The 17524-nt window shown below is 51.8% G+C and carries 15 protein-coding genes; 11 read left to right on the top strand and 4 right to left on the bottom strand.

Features of this window, described 5'->3' with window-relative positions; all coding sequences use genetic code 11:
- The 3 genes from dgt to cdaR all read left to right on the top strand — a co-directional run bounded on the left by dgt (window position 1) and on the right by cdaR (window position 4386).
- Entirely contained in the window at window positions 1–1518 is a 1518-nt protein-coding gene (dgt, locus tag OGX66_RS17425) for a dGTPase (protein ID WP_172750511.1), read from the top strand.
- A gap of 129 nt (window positions 1519–1647) precedes the next feature.
- The gene (gene degP / locus OGX66_RS17420) at window positions 1648–3081 is read left to right on the top strand and encodes a serine endoprotease DegP (protein ID WP_003018567.1); all 1434 of its coding nucleotides are present in this window, start codon (window positions 1648–1650) and stop codon (window positions 3079–3081) included.
- A gap of 147 nt (window positions 3082–3228) precedes the next feature.
- Window positions 3229–4386, top strand: a complete 1158-nt coding sequence (cdaR, locus tag OGX66_RS17415; protein ID WP_003018564.1) for a DNA-binding transcriptional regulator CdaR — start codon at window positions 3229–3231, stop codon at window positions 4384–4386.
- 87 nt (window positions 4387–4473) lie between these two features.
- Here cdaR and OGX66_RS17410 read toward each other — a convergent pair whose 3' ends face one another.
- The 4 genes from OGX66_RS17410 to map all read right to left on the bottom strand — a co-directional run bounded on the left by OGX66_RS17410 (window position 4474) and on the right by map (window position 9406).
- Window positions 4474–4860, bottom strand: a complete 387-nt coding sequence (locus OGX66_RS17410) for a DUF3461 family protein (protein WP_003018562.1) — start codon at window positions 4858–4860, stop codon at window positions 4474–4476.
- 109 nt (window positions 4861–4969) lie between these two features.
- Window positions 4970–5794 carry a 2,3,4,5-tetrahydropyridine-2,6-dicarboxylate N-succinyltransferase gene (gene dapD, locus OGX66_RS17405; RefSeq protein ID WP_003837532.1) on the bottom strand — a complete coding sequence of 275 codons (825 nt, stop codon included), beginning with the start codon at window positions 5792–5794 and terminating at the stop codon, window positions 4970–4972.
- Window positions 5795–5825: 31 nt separating this feature from the next.
- Window positions 5826–8498 carry a bifunctional uridylyltransferase/uridylyl-removing protein GlnD gene (glnD, locus tag OGX66_RS17400; RefSeq protein WP_003837534.1) on the bottom strand — a complete coding sequence of 891 codons (2673 nt, stop codon included), beginning with the start codon at window positions 8496–8498 and terminating at the stop codon, window positions 5826–5828.
- Window positions 8499–8611: 113 nt separating this feature from the next.
- Entirely contained in the window at window positions 8612–9406 is a 795-nt protein-coding gene (gene map, locus OGX66_RS17395) for a type I methionyl aminopeptidase (protein ID WP_003018555.1), read from the bottom strand.
- A 324-nt stretch (window positions 9407–9730) separates the two neighbouring features.
- On the opposite strand from map, the gene rpsB reads away from it, so the two are divergent.
- From rpsB to rseP, 8 genes are all read left to right on the top strand, one after another.
- Entirely contained in the window at window positions 9731–10456 is a 726-nt protein-coding gene (gene rpsB, locus OGX66_RS17390) for a 30S ribosomal protein S2 (RefSeq protein ID WP_003018553.1), read from the top strand.
- Between the two features lie 136 nt (window positions 10457–10592).
- Complete coding sequence (tsf, locus tag OGX66_RS17385) at window positions 10593–11444, top strand: translation elongation factor Ts (protein ID WP_003018551.1); 852 nt, start codon at window positions 10593–10595, stop codon at window positions 11442–11444.
- A gap of 145 nt (window positions 11445–11589) precedes the next feature.
- The gene (gene pyrH / locus OGX66_RS17380) at window positions 11590–12315 is read left to right on the top strand and encodes a UMP kinase (protein WP_003018549.1); all 726 of its coding nucleotides are present in this window, start codon (window positions 11590–11592) and stop codon (window positions 12313–12315) included.
- A 139-nt stretch (window positions 12316–12454) separates the two neighbouring features.
- Window positions 12455–13012 carry a ribosome recycling factor gene (gene frr / locus OGX66_RS17375; RefSeq protein WP_003018547.1) on the top strand — a complete coding sequence of 186 codons (558 nt, stop codon included), beginning with the start codon at window positions 12455–12457 and terminating at the stop codon, window positions 13010–13012.
- A 110-nt stretch (window positions 13013–13122) separates the two neighbouring features.
- Window positions 13123–14319: a 1-deoxy-D-xylulose-5-phosphate reductoisomerase gene (gene ispC, locus OGX66_RS17370; protein WP_048233869.1), complete on the top strand. Its 1197-nt coding sequence runs from the start codon at window positions 13123–13125 to the stop codon at window positions 14317–14319.
- A 187-nt stretch (window positions 14320–14506) separates the two neighbouring features.
- Window positions 14507–15265 (top strand): (2E,6E)-farnesyl-diphosphate-specific ditrans,polycis-undecaprenyl-diphosphate synthase, encoded by a 759-nt coding sequence (gene ispU, locus OGX66_RS17365; protein ID WP_003018543.1) that lies wholly within the window; start codon window positions 14507–14509, stop codon window positions 15263–15265.
- A gap of 12 nt (window positions 15266–15277) precedes the next feature.
- Window positions 15278–16135 carry a phosphatidate cytidylyltransferase gene (gene cdsA / locus OGX66_RS17360; protein ID WP_006686786.1) on the top strand — a complete coding sequence of 286 codons (858 nt, stop codon included), beginning with the start codon at window positions 15278–15280 and terminating at the stop codon, window positions 16133–16135.
- 11 nt (window positions 16136–16146) lie between these two features.
- Window positions 16147–17499 carry a sigma E protease regulator RseP gene (rseP, locus tag OGX66_RS17355; protein WP_044714937.1) on the top strand — a complete coding sequence of 451 codons (1353 nt, stop codon included), beginning with the start codon at window positions 16147–16149 and terminating at the stop codon, window positions 17497–17499.
- Window positions 17500–17524: the final 25 nt, after the last annotated feature.

The following is a 17524-nucleotide window of genomic DNA, read 5'->3' as shown; positions in this document are numbered from 1 at the left end:
ATGGTACAGATCGATTTCCGAAAAAAAATAAACTGGCATCGCCGTTACCGTTCGCCGCAGGGCGTGAAGACGGAGCATGAGATCCTGCGAATTTTTGAAAGCGATCGTGGACGTATTATCAATTCTCCGGCTATTCGCCGGCTGCAGCAAAAAACCCAGGTCTTTCCGCTGGAGCGTAACGCGGCGGTGCGTACACGTCTGACGCACTCGATGGAAGTGCAGCAGGTTGGGCGCTATATCGCGAAAGAGATCCTCAGTCGGCTGAAAGAGCTAAAGCTGCTGGAGCAGTATGGTCTGGAGGAACTGACGGGACCGTTTGAGAGTATTGTCGAAATGTCGTGCCTGATGCATGACATTGGTAATCCTCCGTTTGGCCATTTTGGGGAAGCGGCGATTAATGACTGGTTTCGCCAGCGGTTGTATCCCGCCGACGCGGAAAGTCAGCCCCTGAGTGATGACCGCTGCCAGGTGACGGCATTACGTTTGCGTGAAGGTGAAGAGTCGCTGAATGATATTCGCCGCAAGGTGCGCCAGGACTTGTGTCATTTTGAAGGCAATGCGCAGGGTATTCGTCTGGTGCATACTTTGATGCGTATGAACCTTACCTGGGCGCAGGTTGGCGGTATTTTAAAATATACCCGTCCGGCATGGTGGCGCGGCAGTGCACCCGAGACGCACAACTATTTAATGAAGAAGCCTGGTTATTACCTTTCCGAGGAACCGTATATTGAGCGGTTACGTAAAGAATTATCATTAGCACCTTACAGTCGTTTTCCATTAACCTGGATTATGGAAGCTGCCGATGATATCTCATATTGCGTGGCCGACCTGGAAGATGCCGTTGAGAAAAGAATCTTTAGCGTCGAGCAACTTTACCATCATCTGCATGAAGCGTGGGGGCATCACGAAAAAGGCTCTCTGTTTAGTCAGGTTGTTGAAAACGCCTGGGAAAAATCACGTTCAAATACATTAAGCCGCAGCACCGAAGATCAGTTCTTTATGTATTTACGCGTCAATACGCTGAATAAACTGGTTCCGTATGCGGCCCAGCGGTTTATTGATAATTTGCCGCAGATTTATGAAGGCAGCTTTAATCATGCGCTGTTAGAAGATGCCAGTAGCTTCAGCCAGTTACTGGGCGTTTATAAGAATGTGGCGGTAAAACATGTGTTTAGCCATCCGGATGTTGAGCAACTGGAATTACAGGGTTATCGGGTGATCAGCGGGTTGCTGGAGATCTATCAACCGTTATTGAAAATGTCTCAGTCAGATTTTACTGAACTGGTCGACAATGAAAGAGTAAAACGTTTTCCTATCGAGTCCCGTTTATTTCAGAAGTTGTCTACCCGCCATCGTCTTGCGTATGTTGAGGCGGTTAGTAAAATATCGACGGAGTGCGCTGAGTATTCGGTTCTGGAATATTATTATCGCTGCCGGTTGATCCAGGATTATATCAGCGGGATGACAGATTTGTATGCCTGGGATGAATATCGTCGCTTGATGGCCGTAGAACAATAAATACTCATTTGTAAAGACGGCCAATAAAATTTTACTTTTTCCTTAAACTCAATTCTGGAACTTAGCGTTATAAAACGAATCTGACGTATACAGCAATTTTGCGTTACCTGTTAATCGAGAACGAAACACATGAAAAAAACCACATTAGCAATGAGTGCACTGGCTCTGAGTTTAGGTTTGGCGTTGTCCCCCCTGTCTGCAACTGCGGCTGAGACGTCGTCTTCAGCAATGACCGCCCAACAGATGCCAAGCCTGGCCCCGATGCTCGAAAAAGTGATGCCATCGGTGGTAAGTATTAACGTCGAGGGGAGCACGACGGTGAATACGCCGCGTATGCCGCGTAATTTCCAGCAGTTCTTTGGTGATAATTCACCGTTCTGCCAGGACGGATCTCCGTTCCAGAGTTCACCGTTCTGCCAGGGCGGCGCACCGGGCGCTGGTAACGGCGGCGGCCAGCAGCAGAAATTTATGGCGCTGGGTTCCGGCGTAATTATTGATGCTGCGAAAGGGTATGTCGTGACCAACAACCACGTGGTGGATAACGCTACGGTAATTAAGGTTCAGTTGAGCGATGGCCGTAAATTTGACGCGAAGATCGTGGGCAAAGATCCACGCTCCGATATCGCGCTGATCCAAATTCAGGATCCGAAAAACCTGACGGCGATTAAGCTGGCAGACTCCGACGCGCTGCGCGTGGGTGATTACACCGTAGCAATCGGTAACCCGTTTGGCCTCGGTGAGACCGTGACCTCCGGCATCGTTTCTGCTCTGGGCCGTAGCGGCCTGAATGCGGAGAACTATGAAAACTTTATTCAGACGGATGCTGCGATCAACCGGGGTAACTCCGGTGGCGCGCTGGTCAATCTGAACGGTGAGCTGATCGGCATTAACACCGCGATCCTCGCGCCGGACGGCGGTAACATCGGTATCGGTTTTGCAATCCCAAGCAACATGGTGAAAAACCTGACTTCGCAGATGGTTGAGTTTGGTCAGGTTAAACGTGGTGAGCTGGGTATTATGGGGACCGAACTGAGCTCTGAGCTGGCGAAAGCGATGAAAGTTGACGCTCAGCGTGGCGCATTCGTCAGCCAGGTAATGCCGAACTCTTCCGCAGCGAAAGCCGGTATTAAAGCCGGGGATGTGATTACCTCCCTGAACGGCAAACCTATCAGCAGCTTCGCCGCTCTGCGTGCGCAGGTGGGGACGATGCCGGTCGGCAGCAAAATCACCCTGGGTCTGCTGCGTGACGGTAAGCCGGTCACCGTGAACCTGGAATTGCAGCAGAGCAGCCAGACTCAGGTTGATTCCAGCTCTATCTTCAAAGGCATTGAAGGTGCCGATATGAGCAACAAAGGCCAGGATAAAGGTGTCGTGGTAAGTGACGTGAAACCGAATTCTCCGGCTGCACAGATCGGCCTGAAGAAAGGGGATGTGATTATCGGTGCGAATCAGCAGCCGGTGAAAAATATCGCCGAACTGCGCAAAATCCTCGACAGCAAACCCGCTGTACTGGCGCTGAACATTCAGCGTGGCGACAGCTCCATCTATCTGTTGATGCAGTAATCTCCCTCAACCCCTTCCTGTACAGGAAGGGGTTCTTTTTGTGATACCTCCCACAACTCCATATTTCTCCCTTCCGCTTTGTGCATTTGCACAATGTCGCCGCTTATTATCTTCCCTATGCTTGAGCTCTGCTCACAGGAGGGGTTTATGGCTGGCTGGCATCTTGATACCAAAATGGCGCAGGATATCGTGGCGCGAACCATGCGCATCATTGATACCAATATCAACGTAATGGATGCCCGTGGGCGGATCATTGGCAGTGGCGATCGCGAACGCATTGGTGAATTGCACGAAGGTGCGCTGCTGGTGCTTTCGCAGGGCCGGGTGGTGGACATTGACGATGCAGTGGCGAGGCATTTGCACGGCGTGCGTCAGGGGATAAACCTGCCGTTGCGTCTGGAAGGCGAAATCGTTGGCGTTATCGGGCTTACCGGTGAACCGGAACATCTACGTAAATACGGCGAGCTGGTGTGCATGACAGCCGAAATGATGCTGGAGCAGTCGCGCCTGATGCATCTGTTAGCGCAGGATAGCCGCCTGCGTGAAGAACTGGTGATGAATCTGATTCAGGCGGAAGAGAATACCCCGGCGCTGATGGAGTGGGCGCAACGTTTAGGCATTGATTTGAACCAGCCGCGCGTGGTGGCAGTGGTAGAGGTTGATAGTGGCCAGCTTGGCGTTGACAGCGCGATGGCGGAGCTACAACAATTGCAGAACGCCTTGACTACGCCTGAACGTAATAATCTGATTGCGATTGTTTCCCTGACCGAGATGGTGGTGCTGAAACCGGCGCTCAATCAGTTTGGTCGCTGGGACGCGGAAGATCACCGCAAGCGTGTTGAGCAGCTCATTGCTCGCATGAAAGAGAACGGACAGCTGCGTTTTCGCGTGTCGCTGGGCAACTATTTTACCGGGCCAGGCAGTATTGCCCGTTCGTATCGTACGGCGCGCACGACCATGATGGTCGGCAAGCAACGGATGCCGGAAAGCCGTAGCTATTTCTACCAGGATTTGATGCTGCCAGTTCTGCTGGACAGCCTGCGCGGCGGCTGGCAGGCCAACGAGCTGGCGCGTCCGCTGGTACGGCTGAAAGCAATGGATAACAACGGCTTACTGCGTCGAACATTAGCGGCGTGGTTTCGGCATAACGTTCAGCCGCTGGCGACCTCAAAAGCGTTATTTATCCACCGTAATACGCTGGAATATCGCCTGAACCGAATTTCAGAGCTGACCGGGCTGGATTTAGGGAATTTTGACGACCGACTGCTGCTGTATGTCGCGCTACAACTGGATGAGCAGCATTAATTCCTTGCCTGTTGGCGCTACGCTTATCAGGTAAAATGCCGGGTGGCGGCTTCGCCTTACCCGGCCTACGAACACATTCACTCGCGGTTATTTACGCGTTAGTTTTTCCAGATCGGCTTCAATTTCGCTGATCTTGTTGGTCACGACGCTTTCCAGATGACGTAAATCATCAAGGATCTTGCGTTTAAGATCGACTTCGCTGCGATCGCGCTGGCAGATCTGATCCAGTTCGTCGATCACATAGCGCAGGTTGGGACTGATCTCCTGCACTTCTTTGTAACCCTGGCCGACGCCATCGGCGACAACCGTTTTACGCTGACGGGGATATTTGAACTTCACGCTCTTGGCAAAAAACTCGCCTTTATCCTTCTGGAAATAGATTTTCAGGATATCGTTGTTGGCTTCTTGCCGCAGGCTGTAACGATCGATTTCTTCAGGATTAGTAATGCCCAGACTTTTCAGATTGTCATACATAGCGGTACCCTTAAGCTCACCATAACCATTGAATAATTAACGAAAAGCCTTGTTTATGCCACTCGCAGATGTAAAAAAAGCGGGCTAAGCCCGCTTTTTCAAATCACTGTTAGTCGATGGTGCGTAACAGTTCGTTGATTCCTACTTTGCCACGCGTTTTGGCATCGACTTTCTTCACAATCACCGCGCAGTACAGGCTGTATTTGCCATCTTTCGACGGCAGGTTGCCGGAGACAACCACAGAGCCCGCCGGAACGCGGCCATAATGCACTTCGCCGGTTTCACGATCGTAAATACGGGTGCTCTGACCAATGTACACGCCCATAGAGATAACAGAGCCTTCTTCGACGATCACGCCTTCAACCACTTCAGAACGTGCGCCGATGAAGCAGTTGTCTTCGATGATGGTCGGGTTAGCCTGTAACGGCTCCAGTACGCCACCGATGCCAACGCCGCCGGACAGGTGAACGTTTTTACCAATTTGCGCGCAGGAACCCACGGTCGCCCAGGTATCAACCATCGTACCTTCATCCACATAAGCGCCGATGTTCACGTAAGACGGCATCAGCACGGTGTTACGGGCGATAAACGCACCCTGGCGTACGGCCGCTGGCGGAACCACGCGGAAACCTTCTTTCTGGAAGCGTGCTTCGTCGTAGTTGGCGAATTTCATCGGCACTTTATCGAAGTAACGGCTTTCCGCACCCTCGATAACCTGATTATCGTTAATACGGAAAGAGAGCAGGACCGCCTTTTTCAGCCACTGATGCGTGACCCACTGACCCTCAATCTTTTCTGCGACGCGCAGTGCACCGGAATCCAGTAAAGCAATAACCTGATTCACCGCTTCGCGGGTTACGGTATCTACATTTGCCGGAGTAATGTCGGCACGGCGCTCGAAAGCGGACTCAATAACGTTCTGTAACTGCTGCATTGTTAAACTCTTTCCATAATAAATAAAAACATCACCCTTTATCGTTTGGATTGAGGGCCTCTGTCAACCGTTGATGCACTTCCTGCTGCAGCTCATTATTAAGGGCGCGCCGGTCGGCGGTGGCGATTATGAATAAATCTTCTACTCGCTCGCCAATGGTTGTAATTCGGGCGCCATGCAGCGAAATTCCCAGATCGGCAAAAATCTGCCCGACCCGCGCCAGCAGTCCAGGCTGGTCGAGAGCGATAAGCTCAAGGAATGATTTTCGGTCGGTGTGGGTCGGCAGGAAAGTAACCTCGGTATCGACGGTAAAGTGGCGTAATTTTGCCGGCTGACGACGTGGTTGCGGTGGCTGCCAGCTGCGCTGCGTGATGGCCTGTTCCAGTCCAAAACGGATCGCTTCGTGTCTGTCTGAAGACAGCGGGCTGCCGTCCGGTTCCAGCACGATGAACGTATCCATCGCCATCCCATCGCGGGTAGTGAAAATCTGCGCATCGTGGACGCTTAGATTGCGCCTGTCCAGTTCGGCGCAGACGGCGGCAAACAGGTAAGGGCGATCGGGGCTCCAGATGAAAATTTCCGTTCCACCGCGTGTGGCCTGCGGGCTGAGCAGGATTAGCGGCTTACTGAGATCGTGCTGCAGCAGATGACGCGCATGCCAGGCCAGTTGATTTGGGCTGTGGCGCACGAAATAGTTGGCGCGACAGCGCGACCAGATGTGGTGCAGCGCTTCTTCATCAATGTTGTCCATACGCAGTAGCGCCAGTGCCTGAAGCTGATGATGGCGAACGCGTTCGCGCATATCTGGCGTGTTTTGCATCCCTCGACGTAGCTGTTTTTCCGTCGCAAAGTACAGCTCGCGCAGCAGACTTTGCTTCCAGCTATTCCACAGCGTTTCGTTAGTAGCGCAAATATCCGCGACGGTCAGGCACACTAAAAAGCGCAGACGATGTTCCGTTTGTACTTCTTCAGCGAATTGCTTGATCACTTCCGGATCCTGAATATCACGGCGCTGAGCGGTCACCGACATCAGCAAATGCTGACGCACCAGCCAGACGATCAGTTGCGTTTCACGCGAGTTCAGACCGTGCAGCTCGGCGAATTTGAGCACGTCCTGGGCGCCGAGAACCGAGTGATCGCCGCCGCGACCTTTGGCGATATCGTGGAACAGCGCGGCAATCAGAATTAGCTCCGGCTGTCGCAAGCGCGGCCACAGATCCACGCACAGCGGATGGCGCGGACGGGTCTCTTCGTTAGCAAAACTCTCCAGCTTGAGCATCACACGGATAGTGTGCTCATCCACCGTATAGGCATGAAACAGGTCAAACTGCATTTGGCCGACAATGTGCGACCATTGCGGCATATAGGCCCACAAAACGCTGTGCCGATGCATCGGCAGCAGGCCGCGACTCACCGCGCCCGGATGGCGCAACATACTGAGAAACAGCGAACGCGCTTCCGGAATGTAGCAGAGTGGCTGGGTTAAATGACGGCGGGCATGACGCAAATGGCGCAGCGTGGTGGAGTAAATCCCGCTGATCGCGCTGTTACGTACCATGATGTAGAACATCCGCAATATCGCTTCGGGTTTACGGATAAACAGGTCGTCGTTGCGCAGATCGATCAATGTGCCGCGCAGTTGAAAGTCGTCATCAATCGGGCGCGGTTTTTCATCGGCTGGCAGGGCGAGGATCGCTTCGTCGAACAGTTGCAACAGCATATGGTTCAGTTCGCTGACCCGTCGCGTGACCCGGAAATAGTCTTTCATCATCCGCTCGATCGGCTCGTTGCCTTCGCCGCCGTAGTTTAGCCGTTGCGCCACGCTGAGTTGGCGGTCAAACAGCAGGCGGTTGTCGTAACGACTAACGACCAGATGCAGGGCGAAGCGAATCCGCCACAGGATATGCAAACATTCATTCAGTTCGGCGCGTTCTGCCAGCGTCAAAAAGCCGAAGCCGACCATTTCGTCCAGCGAGGTGGCGCCAAAATGGCGACGGGCCACCCATTGCAGAGTATGGATATCGCGCAGGCCGCCGGGACTGCTTTTGATATCCGGCTCCAGGTTGTAGCTGGTGCCGTGATAACGCTGGTGGCGCTGATTTTGCTCTTCCACTTTGGCGGCGTAAAATTTATCGGACGGCCAGAAACCTTCGCTAAAAATATGCTTTTGCAGCTCAAGAAATAACGCCACATCGCCGATAAGCAGGCGTGTTTCAATCAGGTTAGTGGCGACGGTTAAATCTGACAATCCTTCCAGCAGACACTCTTCCAGCGTACGCACGCTGTGCCCAACCTCCAGCCTCACGTCCCATAGCAGCGTTAACAGCTCACCGACTTTTTCTGCCTGCGAATCAGGTAGCTTTTTACGACTGAGGATCAGCAGGTCAATATCGGAGAGCGGATGCAGTTCGCCGCGCCCGTAGCCGCCAACGGCAACCAGCGCCAGGTCGGCAATTTGACCGAAACCGGCTTCAATCCACAGGCGCTGAAGCAACTGATCAATAAATTCGGTGCGGGCCTCAATGAGCTGTTCTGCGGAAATTCCACTGTCAAACGCTTCGCCTAACCAGCTCTGGAAGGTGTCGATATGCGCTTTAATACCGGTGCAGTTGAGGTCGTGTTGTGGCCATGTCCCTGGGTTTTGTGGCTGGCCAGGCAGGGTGGGGAGGGCAGTATTTGCGTGCTGTTCAGGAAGAGTATTCATTATGCGCCACCCATTAAAAAGCCGGATGATGGCGTGAACGCCTTACCCGGCCTACTAAGTAGTACAATTTGTAGGCCTGATAAGATGCGAATGCATCGCCATCAGGCAAAACATTATTCGCCGTGTGTGATGATCGCCGGGATGGTGTCATCCTTGCGTAACGTCAGAATCTCACAGCCGTTTTCCGTCACTACAATAGTATGCTCGTACTGTGCAGACAAGCTCCGGTCTTTGGTTTTCACCGTCCAGCCGTCTTTCATGGTGCGGATGCGGTAATCACCGGCATTCAGCATCGGTTCTACGGTGAACGTCATGCCCGGCTGCAGTACCACACCGCCGTCGTCTGCATCGTAGTGCAGAACCTGCGGCTCTTCATGGAAGCCGCGACCGATACCGTGACCGCAGTATTCACGAACGACAGAGAAACCTTCACCTTCCGCGTATTTCTGAATTGCAGCGCCCAGCGTGCGCAGGCGAATGCCCGGTTTCACCATCCGCAGCGCCAGATACAGACTTTCCTGCGTGACGCGGCACAGACGCTCGCCCAGAATAGTAGGTTTGCCGACGATAAACATTTTCGAGGTGTCGCCGTGGTACTCGTCTTTAATCACAGTCACATCGATGTTGACGATATCGCCGTCTTTCAGAAGTTTGGCGTCGTCCGGGATCCCGTGGCACACCACTTCATTAATAGAGATACACACGGACTTCGGATAGCCGTGGTAACCCAGGCAGGCGGAAATGGCCTGCTGCTCATTCACGATATAGTCATTACAGATACGATCCAGTTCGCCGGTGCTGACGCCCGGTTTAACAAACGGTTCGATCATTTCCAGTACATCAGCGGCCAGGCGGCCAGCGACGCGCATTTTTTCGATTTCTTCAGGGGTCTTGATTGAGATAGCCATGAATTCTGTCCATCAGTGCCGATGATATCGGCAATAATTGTTTAAGTGCTGCCAATGGTATCAGTCCCGCATACGTGCTGCCAAATTGAGAATCATTAACAGCACACAGTGCCAACAATTATTGGTGTCTATGGCGTATTTGTGGTATAAAGCGCGCCGGACTTCCGATCCATTCGAAGACTACACACGATGGACGGGAGCGACAAATCTCACTTTGTGTAACAACACACACGTATCGGCACATATTCCGGGGTGCCCTTTGGGGTCGGTAATATGGGATGCGTGGAGGCTTAACCCCAACTTTTATATATAGAGGTTTTAATCATGGCAACTGTTTCCATGCGCGACATGCTCAAGGCTGGTGTTCACTTCGGTCACCAGACCCGTTACTGGAACCCGAAAATGAAGCCGTTCATCTTCGGTGCGCGTAACAAAGTTCACATCATCAACCTTGAGAAAACTGTACCGATGTTCAACGAAGCTCTGGCTGAACTGAACAAGATCTCTGCTCGTAAAGGTAAAATCCTTTTCGTTGGTACTAAACGCGCTGCAAGCGAAGCGGTGAAAGAAGCTGCTAACAGCTGCGACCAGTTCTTCGTGAACCATCGCTGGCTGGGCGGTATGCTGACTAACTGGAAAACCGTTCGTCAGTCCATCAAACGTCTGAAAGATCTGGAAACTCAGTCTCAGGACGGTACTTTCGAAAAGCTGACCAAGAAAGAAGCGCTGATGCGTACTCGTGAGCTTGAGAAACTGGAAAACAGCCTGGGCGGTATCAAAGACATGGGCGGTCTGCCGGACGCTCTGTTCGTAATCGATGCTGACCACGAGCACATTGCTATCAAAGAAGCAAACAACCTGGGTATCCCAGTATTTGCTATCGTTGATACCAACTCTGATCCGGATGGTGTTGACTTCGTTATCCCGGGTAACGACGACGCAATCCGTGCTGTGACCCTGTACCTGGGCGCTGTAGCTACTACCGTTCGTGAAGGCCGTTCTCAGGATCTGGCTTCCCAGGCGGAAGAAAGCTTCGTAGAAGCTGAATAATAAGGCACGCTCGTTAGAGCCCTTATAGACCAGGTAGTATCACGTTTGGTTAGGGGGCCTGTATATGGCCCCCTTTTTCACTTTTAAATCTGTGCGGTTTCATGCCGGGCAGATCAAATCTTCCGAGGATTTTAGAATGGCTGAAATTACCGCATCCCTGGTAAAAGAGCTGCGTGAGCGTACTGGCGCAGGCATGATGGATTGCAAAAAAGCACTGACTGAAGCTAATGGCGACATCGAGCTGGCAATCGAAAACATGCGTAAGTCCGGTGCAATCAAAGCGGCGAAAAAAGCAGGCAACGTTGCTGCTGACGGCGTAATCAAAACCAAAATCGACGGCAATATCGCTTTCATTCTGGAAGTTAACTGCCAGACTGACTTCGTTGCTAAAGATGCTGGTTTCCAGGCATTTGCTGACAAAGTACTGGACGCTGCCGTTGCTGGCAAAATCACTGACGTTGAAGTTCTGAAAGCACAGTTCGAAGAAGAACGTGTTGCTCTGGTTGCTAAAATCGGTGAGAACATCAACATCCGTCGCGTTGCTTCCCTGGAAGGCGAAGTTCTGGGTAACTACCAGCATGGTGCTCGTATCGGTGTTCTGGTTGCTGCAACTGGCGCTGACGAAGAACTGGTTAAACAGCTGGCAATGCACGTTGCTGCAAGCAAACCAGAATTCGTTAAGCCGGAAGACGTTTCCGCTGAAGTGGTAGAAAAAGAATACCAGGTTCAGCTGGACATCGCTATGCAGTCTGGCAAGCCGAAAGAAATCGCAGAGAAAATGGTTGAAGGCCGCATGAAGAAATTCACCGGCGAAGTTTCTCTGACCGGTCAGCCTTTCGTCATGGAACCGAGCAAATCTGTTGGTCAGCTGCTGAAAGAGCATAACGCTGACGTAACAGGCTTCATCCGCTTTGAAGTGGGTGAAGGCATCGAGAAAGTTGAGACTGACTTTGCAGCAGAAGTTGCTGCGATGTCCAAGCAGTCTTAATTTTGAAAGGAGCCGCCTGAGGGCGGCTTCTTTTTGTGTCTGGCTTGTAAATTCAGCGAACCGCTATAGTGGTCCTGCTGAAAAGCGACATACAATGTCGCTGGAATTAACTCATCTCATTCGTTGACAGTCTCAGGAAAGAAACATGGCTACCAATGCAAAACCCGTCTACAAACGTATTCTGCTTAAGTTAAGTGGCGAAGCTCTGCAAGGTTCGGAAGGCTTCGGTATTGATGCAAGCATCCTTGACCGCATGGCTCAGGAAATCAAAGAGCTGGTTGAGCTGGGTATTCAGGTTGGCGTAGTGATTGGTGGTGGTAACCTGTTCCGTGGCGCTGGTCTGGCGAAAGCAGGGATGAACCGCGTTGTGGGCGACCACATGGGCATGTTAGCCACCGTAATGAACGGTCTGGCGATGCGCGATGCGCTTCACCGCGCCTATGTGAACGCTCGCTTGATGTCCGCAATTCCTCTGAACGGCGTGTGTGATAACTACAGTTGGGCTGAAGCTATCAGCCTGCTGCGTAACAACCGCGTTGTTATTTTGTCTGCGGGTACCGGCAATCCGTTCTTCACCACCGATTCAGCAGCCTGCCTGCGTGGTATTGAAATTGAAGCGGATGTGGTACTGAAAGCCACCAAAGTCGATGGCGTATTTACTGCCGACCCGGCTAAAGATCCGACGGCGACCATGTACGAACAGTTGACCTACACTGAAGTACTGGATAAAGAGCTGAAAGTCATGGATCTGGCTGCGTTCACGCTGGCTCGTGACCACAAATTACCGATTCGTGTCTTTAACATGAACAAACCAGGTGCACTGCGCCGTGTTGTTATGGGTGAAAAAGAAGGCACGTTAATCACGGAATAATTCCCGTTGCGGCTAAATGCAGGTAATATTCCGCTTTAATGTCGCGGGATACGTCCCTCAAAATTAATCAAGACTATACTTGTCACATCTTGCGCGGCGGGTATGGTCTGACTGAAACAAGCTTTCAAGGATTCGTAACGTGATCAACGATATCAGAAAAGATGCTGAAGTACGCATGGACAAATGCGTCGAAGCGTTCAAAAACCAAATCAGCAAAATTCGCACGGGTCGTGCTTCTCCTAGCCTGCTGGATGGTATTGTCGTGGAATATTACGGCACACCGACTCCGCTGCGCCAACTGGCAAGCGTAACGGTTGAAGATTCCCGTACCCTGAAAATCAACGTGTTTGACCGTTCTATGGGGCCAGCCGTTGAGAAAGCCATCATGGCTTCCGACCTCGGTCTGAATCCAAGCTCTGCGGGTTCCGACATCCGCGTTCCGCTGCCGCCGCTGACTGAAGAACGTCGTAAAGATCTGACCAAGATCGTGCGTGGCGAAGCTGAAGGCGCGCGTGTTGCGGTACGTAATGTACGCCGCGATGCAAACGACAAAGTGAAAGCGTTGTTGAAAGAAAAAGAGATCAGCGAAGATGACGATCGCCGTTCTCAGGACGACGTACAGAAACTGACTGACGCTGCAATCAAGAAAGTTGATGCGGCGCTGGCAGAGAAAGAAGCGGAACTGATGCAGTTCTGATTCGCCTGTACGCTAAAAACGCCGCTTAGAAGGCCTGAGAAGGCTGGATGGCGGCGTTTTGCTTTTTTCTGTCTATATACCTTAAAGGGTAAAATTCTTCTGGATGTCTCATGAAGCAATTAACCATCCTGGGATCAACCGGTTCCATTGGTTGCAGTACGCTGGATGTAGTACGCCATAACCCGGAAAAATTTCGTGTTACTGCGTTGGTGGCGGGTAAAAATGTCGCCCGCATGGTAGAGCAATGCCTGGAGTTTTCTCCTCGCTATGCGGTAATGGACGATGAAAAAAGCGCTGCGTTGGTAAAAGCAGCTCTGCTGGAGCAGGGCAGTCGCACTGAGGTCATGAGCGGTCAGCAGGCTGCCTGTGATATGGCTGCGCTGGATGATGTTGATCAGGTCATGGCGGCAATTGTCGGCGCAGCGGGCTTATTGCCAACGCTGGCGGCAATTCGTGCGAGCAAAAGTATTTTACTGGCGAACAAAGAGTCTCTGGTGACCTGCGGTCGTCTGTTTATGGACGACGTGAAACGCCACAAAGCGCAGCTTTTGCCGGTAGATAGCGAGCATAACGCGATTTTTCAGAGTTTACCGCAACCTATCCAACACAATCTGGGATACGCTGACCTTGAGCAAAACGGCGTTATGTCAGTTCTGCTTACCGGGTCTGGTGGCCCATTCCGTGAAACGCCATTGCGCGATCTGGTCTCTATGACCCCCGATCAGGCATGTCGTCATCCGAATTGGTCGATGGGACGAAAAATCTCTGTCGATTCCGCCACCATGATGAACAAAGGTCTGGAATACATTGAAGCGCGTTGGTTATTTAATGCCAGTGCAAGCCAGATGGAAGTGCTGATTCACCCGCAGTCGGTTATTCATTCGATGGTCCGTTATCAGGATGGTAGTGTTCTGGCGCAGTTGGGTGAACCGGACATGCGTACACCTATTGCCCATACCATGGCATGGCCAGAACGAGTGACGTCCGGTGTTAAGCCTGTCGATTTTTGCAAACTCAGTGCGCTGACGTTTTCAGCACCTGATTACCAGCGTTATCCGTGCCTGAAGCTGGCGATGGACGCGTTTGAGCAAGGGCAGGCGGCGACGACTGCACTTAATGCCGCGAATGAAATTACGGTTGCCGCGTTTCTGGCGCAGCAGATCCGATTTACCGATATTGCTGACCTGAATTTATCCGTGCTGGATAAGATGGATTTGCAGGAGCCGCAGAGCGTTGATGACGTGCTGAAGGTTGATGCCATCGCGCGGGACGTCGCCAGAAAAGAAGTGATGCGACTCTCAAGCTGATGATAATCCCTCTACGGAGAATCGTGCTATTTGTTAGCGTTGGGCTTCAGTGATATAGTCTGCGCCACCCGATCGCGGGTATTTGCTTTTTTTCGGTCGGGTAAGCCGTGGTTTGACACGGCTTTTTTGTGGATGGGCTTCAGTATTCCTGAGTACCGTAAATCCTTTCAGGGACTAATAACGCGTTATGTTGTCTGCAACTAAACCATTAAGCGAAAATTTGCCAGCACATGGTTGTCGCCATGTCGCAATTATCATGGATGGCAATGGCCGCTGGGCGAAAAAGCAAGGGAAGATTCGCGCCTTTGGGCATAAGGCCGGAGCAAAATCCGTCCGCCGGGCTGTCTCTTTTGCTGCCAATAACGGTATTGATGCGTTAACGCTGTATGCCTTTAGCAGTGAGAACTGGAACCGACCTGCGCAGGAAGTGAGCGCGTTAATGGAACTGTTTGTGTGGGCACTTGATAGTGAAGTGAAAAACCTGCACCGCCATAACGTACGTCTGCGTATTATCGGGGATATCAGTCGATTTAACTCTCGTTTGCAAGAACGGATTCGCAAATCAGAAGCGATTACTGCCCAGAATACCGGGTTGACGCTGAATATTGCAGCGAATTACGGTGGACGGTGGGATATAGTCCAGGGTGTCAGGCAACTGGCACAACAGGTGCAGGATGGTCTGCTGCGTCCAGAGCAAATCGATGAAGAGATGCTTGGGCAGCAAATTTGTATGCATGAACTGGCTCCTGTGGATTTAGTGATAAGGACTGGGGGAGAGCATCGAATTAGTAATTTTCTGTTGTGGCAAATTGCCTATGCCGAACTTTACTTTACGGATGTTCTCTGGCCCGATTTCGATGAACAAGACTTTGAAGGTGCGCTGCATGCCTTTGCTAATCGTGAGCGTCGTTTCGGCGGCACCGAGCCCGGTGATGAAAAAGCCTGATGGGGGTCGCTTTTGCTGAAGTATCGCCTGATTTCTGCTTTTGTTTTAATACCCGTTGTCATCGCGGCGCTGTTTTTGCTGCCGCCGGTGGGGTTCGCCATTGTCACGCTGGTCGTTTGTATGCTGGCCGCCTGGGAATGGGGACAGTTAAGCGGTTTTACCACGCGTACACAGCGAGTCTGGCTGGCGGTTTTGTGCGGGCTATTGCTGGCGCTAATGCTGTTCTTACTGCCGGAATACCATCGCAATATTCATCAGCCGCTGGTTGAAGTATCGCTGTGGGCGTCGCTGGGCTGGTGGGCCGTGGCGCTGTTGCTGGTATTGTTTTATCCCGGCTCTGCGTCGGTCTGGCGTAATTCCAAAACATTACGCATAATTTTCGGCGTGTTAACCATTGTTCCGTTCTTTTGGGGAATGCTGGCGCTACGTGCATGGCACTATGATGAGAATCATTATAGTGGCGCGCTATGGCTGCTGTATGTCATGATCCTCGTTTGGGGAGCGGACTCGGGTGCGTATATGTTTGGTAAGCTGTTTGGCAAACATAAGCTGGCACCGAAGGTTTCTCCTGGTAAAACCTGGCAGGGTTTTATTGGCGGACTCGCCACTGCGGCCGTAATCTCATGGGGTTATGGCATGTGGGCGAATCTTGAAGTTGCGCCTGTCACCTTGCTCATTTGCTCCATTGTTGCAGCCCTGGCCTCCGTGCTGGGTGACCTGACCGAGAGTATGTTTAAGCGTGAAGCAGGTATTAAGGACAGTGGTCACTTAATTCCAGGACACGGCGGTATTCTGGACCGTATTGATAGCCTGACGGCTGCGGTACCGGTCTTTGCCTGCCTGTTGTTACTGGTATTCAGGACGCTCTAACGGATGGTCTTATGCTGAGTATTCTCTGGAATCTGGCTGCATTCATTGTCGCACTTGGTGTGCTTATCACCGTGCATGAATTTGGTCATTTCTGGGTTGCGCGGCGCTGCGGAGTCCGCGTCGAACGCTTTTCCATTGGTTTTGGAAAAGCGCTTTGGCGGCGTACCGATAAATTAGGTACGGAATACGTTATCGCCCTGATTCCCCTCGGCGGTTACGTCAAAATGCTGGATGAGCGCGCTGAACCAGTCGCACCGGAGTTGCGCCATTACGCCTTCAACAATAAAACGGTTGGACAACGCGCAGCCATCATCGCCGCAGGTCCGATTGCAAACTTCCTTTTTGCTATTTTCGCTTACTGGCTGGTGTTTATCATCGGTGTCCCTGGCGTTCGTCCGGTTGTTGGTGAAATAACACCCAACTCGATTGCCGCGCAGGCGCAAATTCAGCCGGGTACGGAACTAAAAGCGGTTGATGGTATCGAAACCCCTGATTGGGATGCCGTGAGATTGCAACTGGTAGCCAAAATTGGCGATGAGCATACGACTCTCAGCGTAGCGCAGTTTGGCAGTAACCAGCGTCAGGACAAAACGCTGGATTTACGTCAGTGGGCATTTGAGCCAGACAAAGAGGATCCCGTCTCCAGTTTAGGGATTCGTCCGCGCGGTCCGCAGATTGAACCGGTGCTGTCAGAAGTGCAGGTTAACTCCGCTGCAAGTAAGGCAGGTTTGCAAGCAGGCGACAGGATCGTTAAAGTCAATGGTCAGCCGCTGACGCAATGGATGACGTTTGTGACGCTGGTGCGCGATAATCCGGATAAGCCGTTAGCGCTAGATATTGAAAGACAAGGAAGTTCCTTGTCTTTAACGTTAACCCCAGATTCAAAACAGGTTAACGGGAAGGCAGAAGGTTTTGCGGGCGTGGTGCCTAAAGTTATTCCTCTGCCTGATGAGTATAAGACTGTACGCCAGTATGGGCCATTCAGCGCCGTCCTCGAAGCCTCGGATAAAACGTGGCAGTTGATGAAGCTGACGGTCAGTATGCTGGGAAAATTGATTACCGGTGATGTAAAACTGAACAACCTCAGTGGGCCGATTTCTATCGCCCAGGGGGCTGGGATGTCAGCGGAATTCGGGATTATTTATTACCTGATGTTCCTTGCGCTTATCAGCGTGAACTTAGGGATAATCAACCTGTTTCCGTTGCCCGTTCTTGACGGGGGGCATCTGCTGTTCCTGGCGATTGAAAAGCTGAAGGGCGGTCCGGTATCCGAGCGGGTTCAAGACTTTAGTTATCGCATTGGCTCTATCTTGCTGGTGTTGTTAATGGGGCTTGCACTTTTCAATGATTTCTCTCGGTTGTAAGAGAGTGTTAGGAAGAACGCATAAT

Origin of the sequence: Citrobacter sp. Cf072 (assembly GCF_030334485.1) — a bacterium.
Lineage (GTDB): Bacteria > Pseudomonadota > Gammaproteobacteria > Enterobacterales > Enterobacteriaceae > Citrobacter > Citrobacter freundii.
Note: the sequence above shows the minus strand (reverse complement) of the source record. Positions and strands in the feature narration are given on the sequence as shown.

Excerpts from the sequence above, each read along its gene's own strand:
- degP (WP_003018567.1), top strand. The coding sequence starts at position 1,648 with ATGAAAAAAACCACATTAGCAATGAGTGCACTGGCTCTGAGTTTAGGT.
- dapD (WP_003837532.1), bottom strand. The coding sequence starts at position 5,794 with ATGCAGCAGTTACAGAACGTTATTGAGTCCGCTTTCGAGCGCCGTGCC.
- pyrH (WP_003018549.1), top strand. The coding sequence starts at position 11,590 with ATGGCTACCAATGCAAAACCCGTCTACAAACGTATTCTGCTTAAGTTA.
- glnD (WP_003837534.1), bottom strand. The coding sequence starts at position 8,498 with ATGAATACTCTTCCTGAACAGCACGCAAATACTGCCCTCCCCACCCTG.
- tsf (WP_003018551.1), top strand. The coding sequence starts at position 10,593 with ATGGCTGAAATTACCGCATCCCTGGTAAAAGAGCTGCGTGAGCGTACT.
- dgt (WP_172750511.1), top strand. The coding sequence starts at position 1 with ATGGTACAGATCGATTTCCGAAAAAAAATAAACTGGCATCGCCGTTAC.
- rpsB (WP_003018553.1), top strand. The coding sequence starts at position 9,731 with ATGGCAACTGTTTCCATGCGCGACATGCTCAAGGCTGGTGTTCACTTC.
- map (WP_003018555.1), bottom strand. The coding sequence starts at position 9,406 with ATGGCTATCTCAATCAAGACCCCTGAAGAAATCGAAAAAATGCGCGTC.
- rseP (WP_044714937.1), top strand. The coding sequence starts at position 16,147 with ATGCTGAGTATTCTCTGGAATCTGGCTGCATTCATTGTCGCACTTGGT.
- ispU (WP_003018543.1), top strand. The coding sequence starts at position 14,507 with ATGTTGTCTGCAACTAAACCATTAAGCGAAAATTTGCCAGCACATGGT.
- cdaR (WP_003018564.1), top strand. The coding sequence starts at position 3,229 with ATGGCTGGCTGGCATCTTGATACCAAAATGGCGCAGGATATCGTGGCG.
- ispC (WP_048233869.1), top strand. The coding sequence starts at position 13,123 with ATGAAGCAATTAACCATCCTGGGATCAACCGGTTCCATTGGTTGCAGT.
- OGX66_RS17410 (WP_003018562.1), bottom strand. The coding sequence starts at position 4,860 with ATGTATGACAATCTGAAAAGTCTGGGCATTACTAATCCTGAAGAAATC.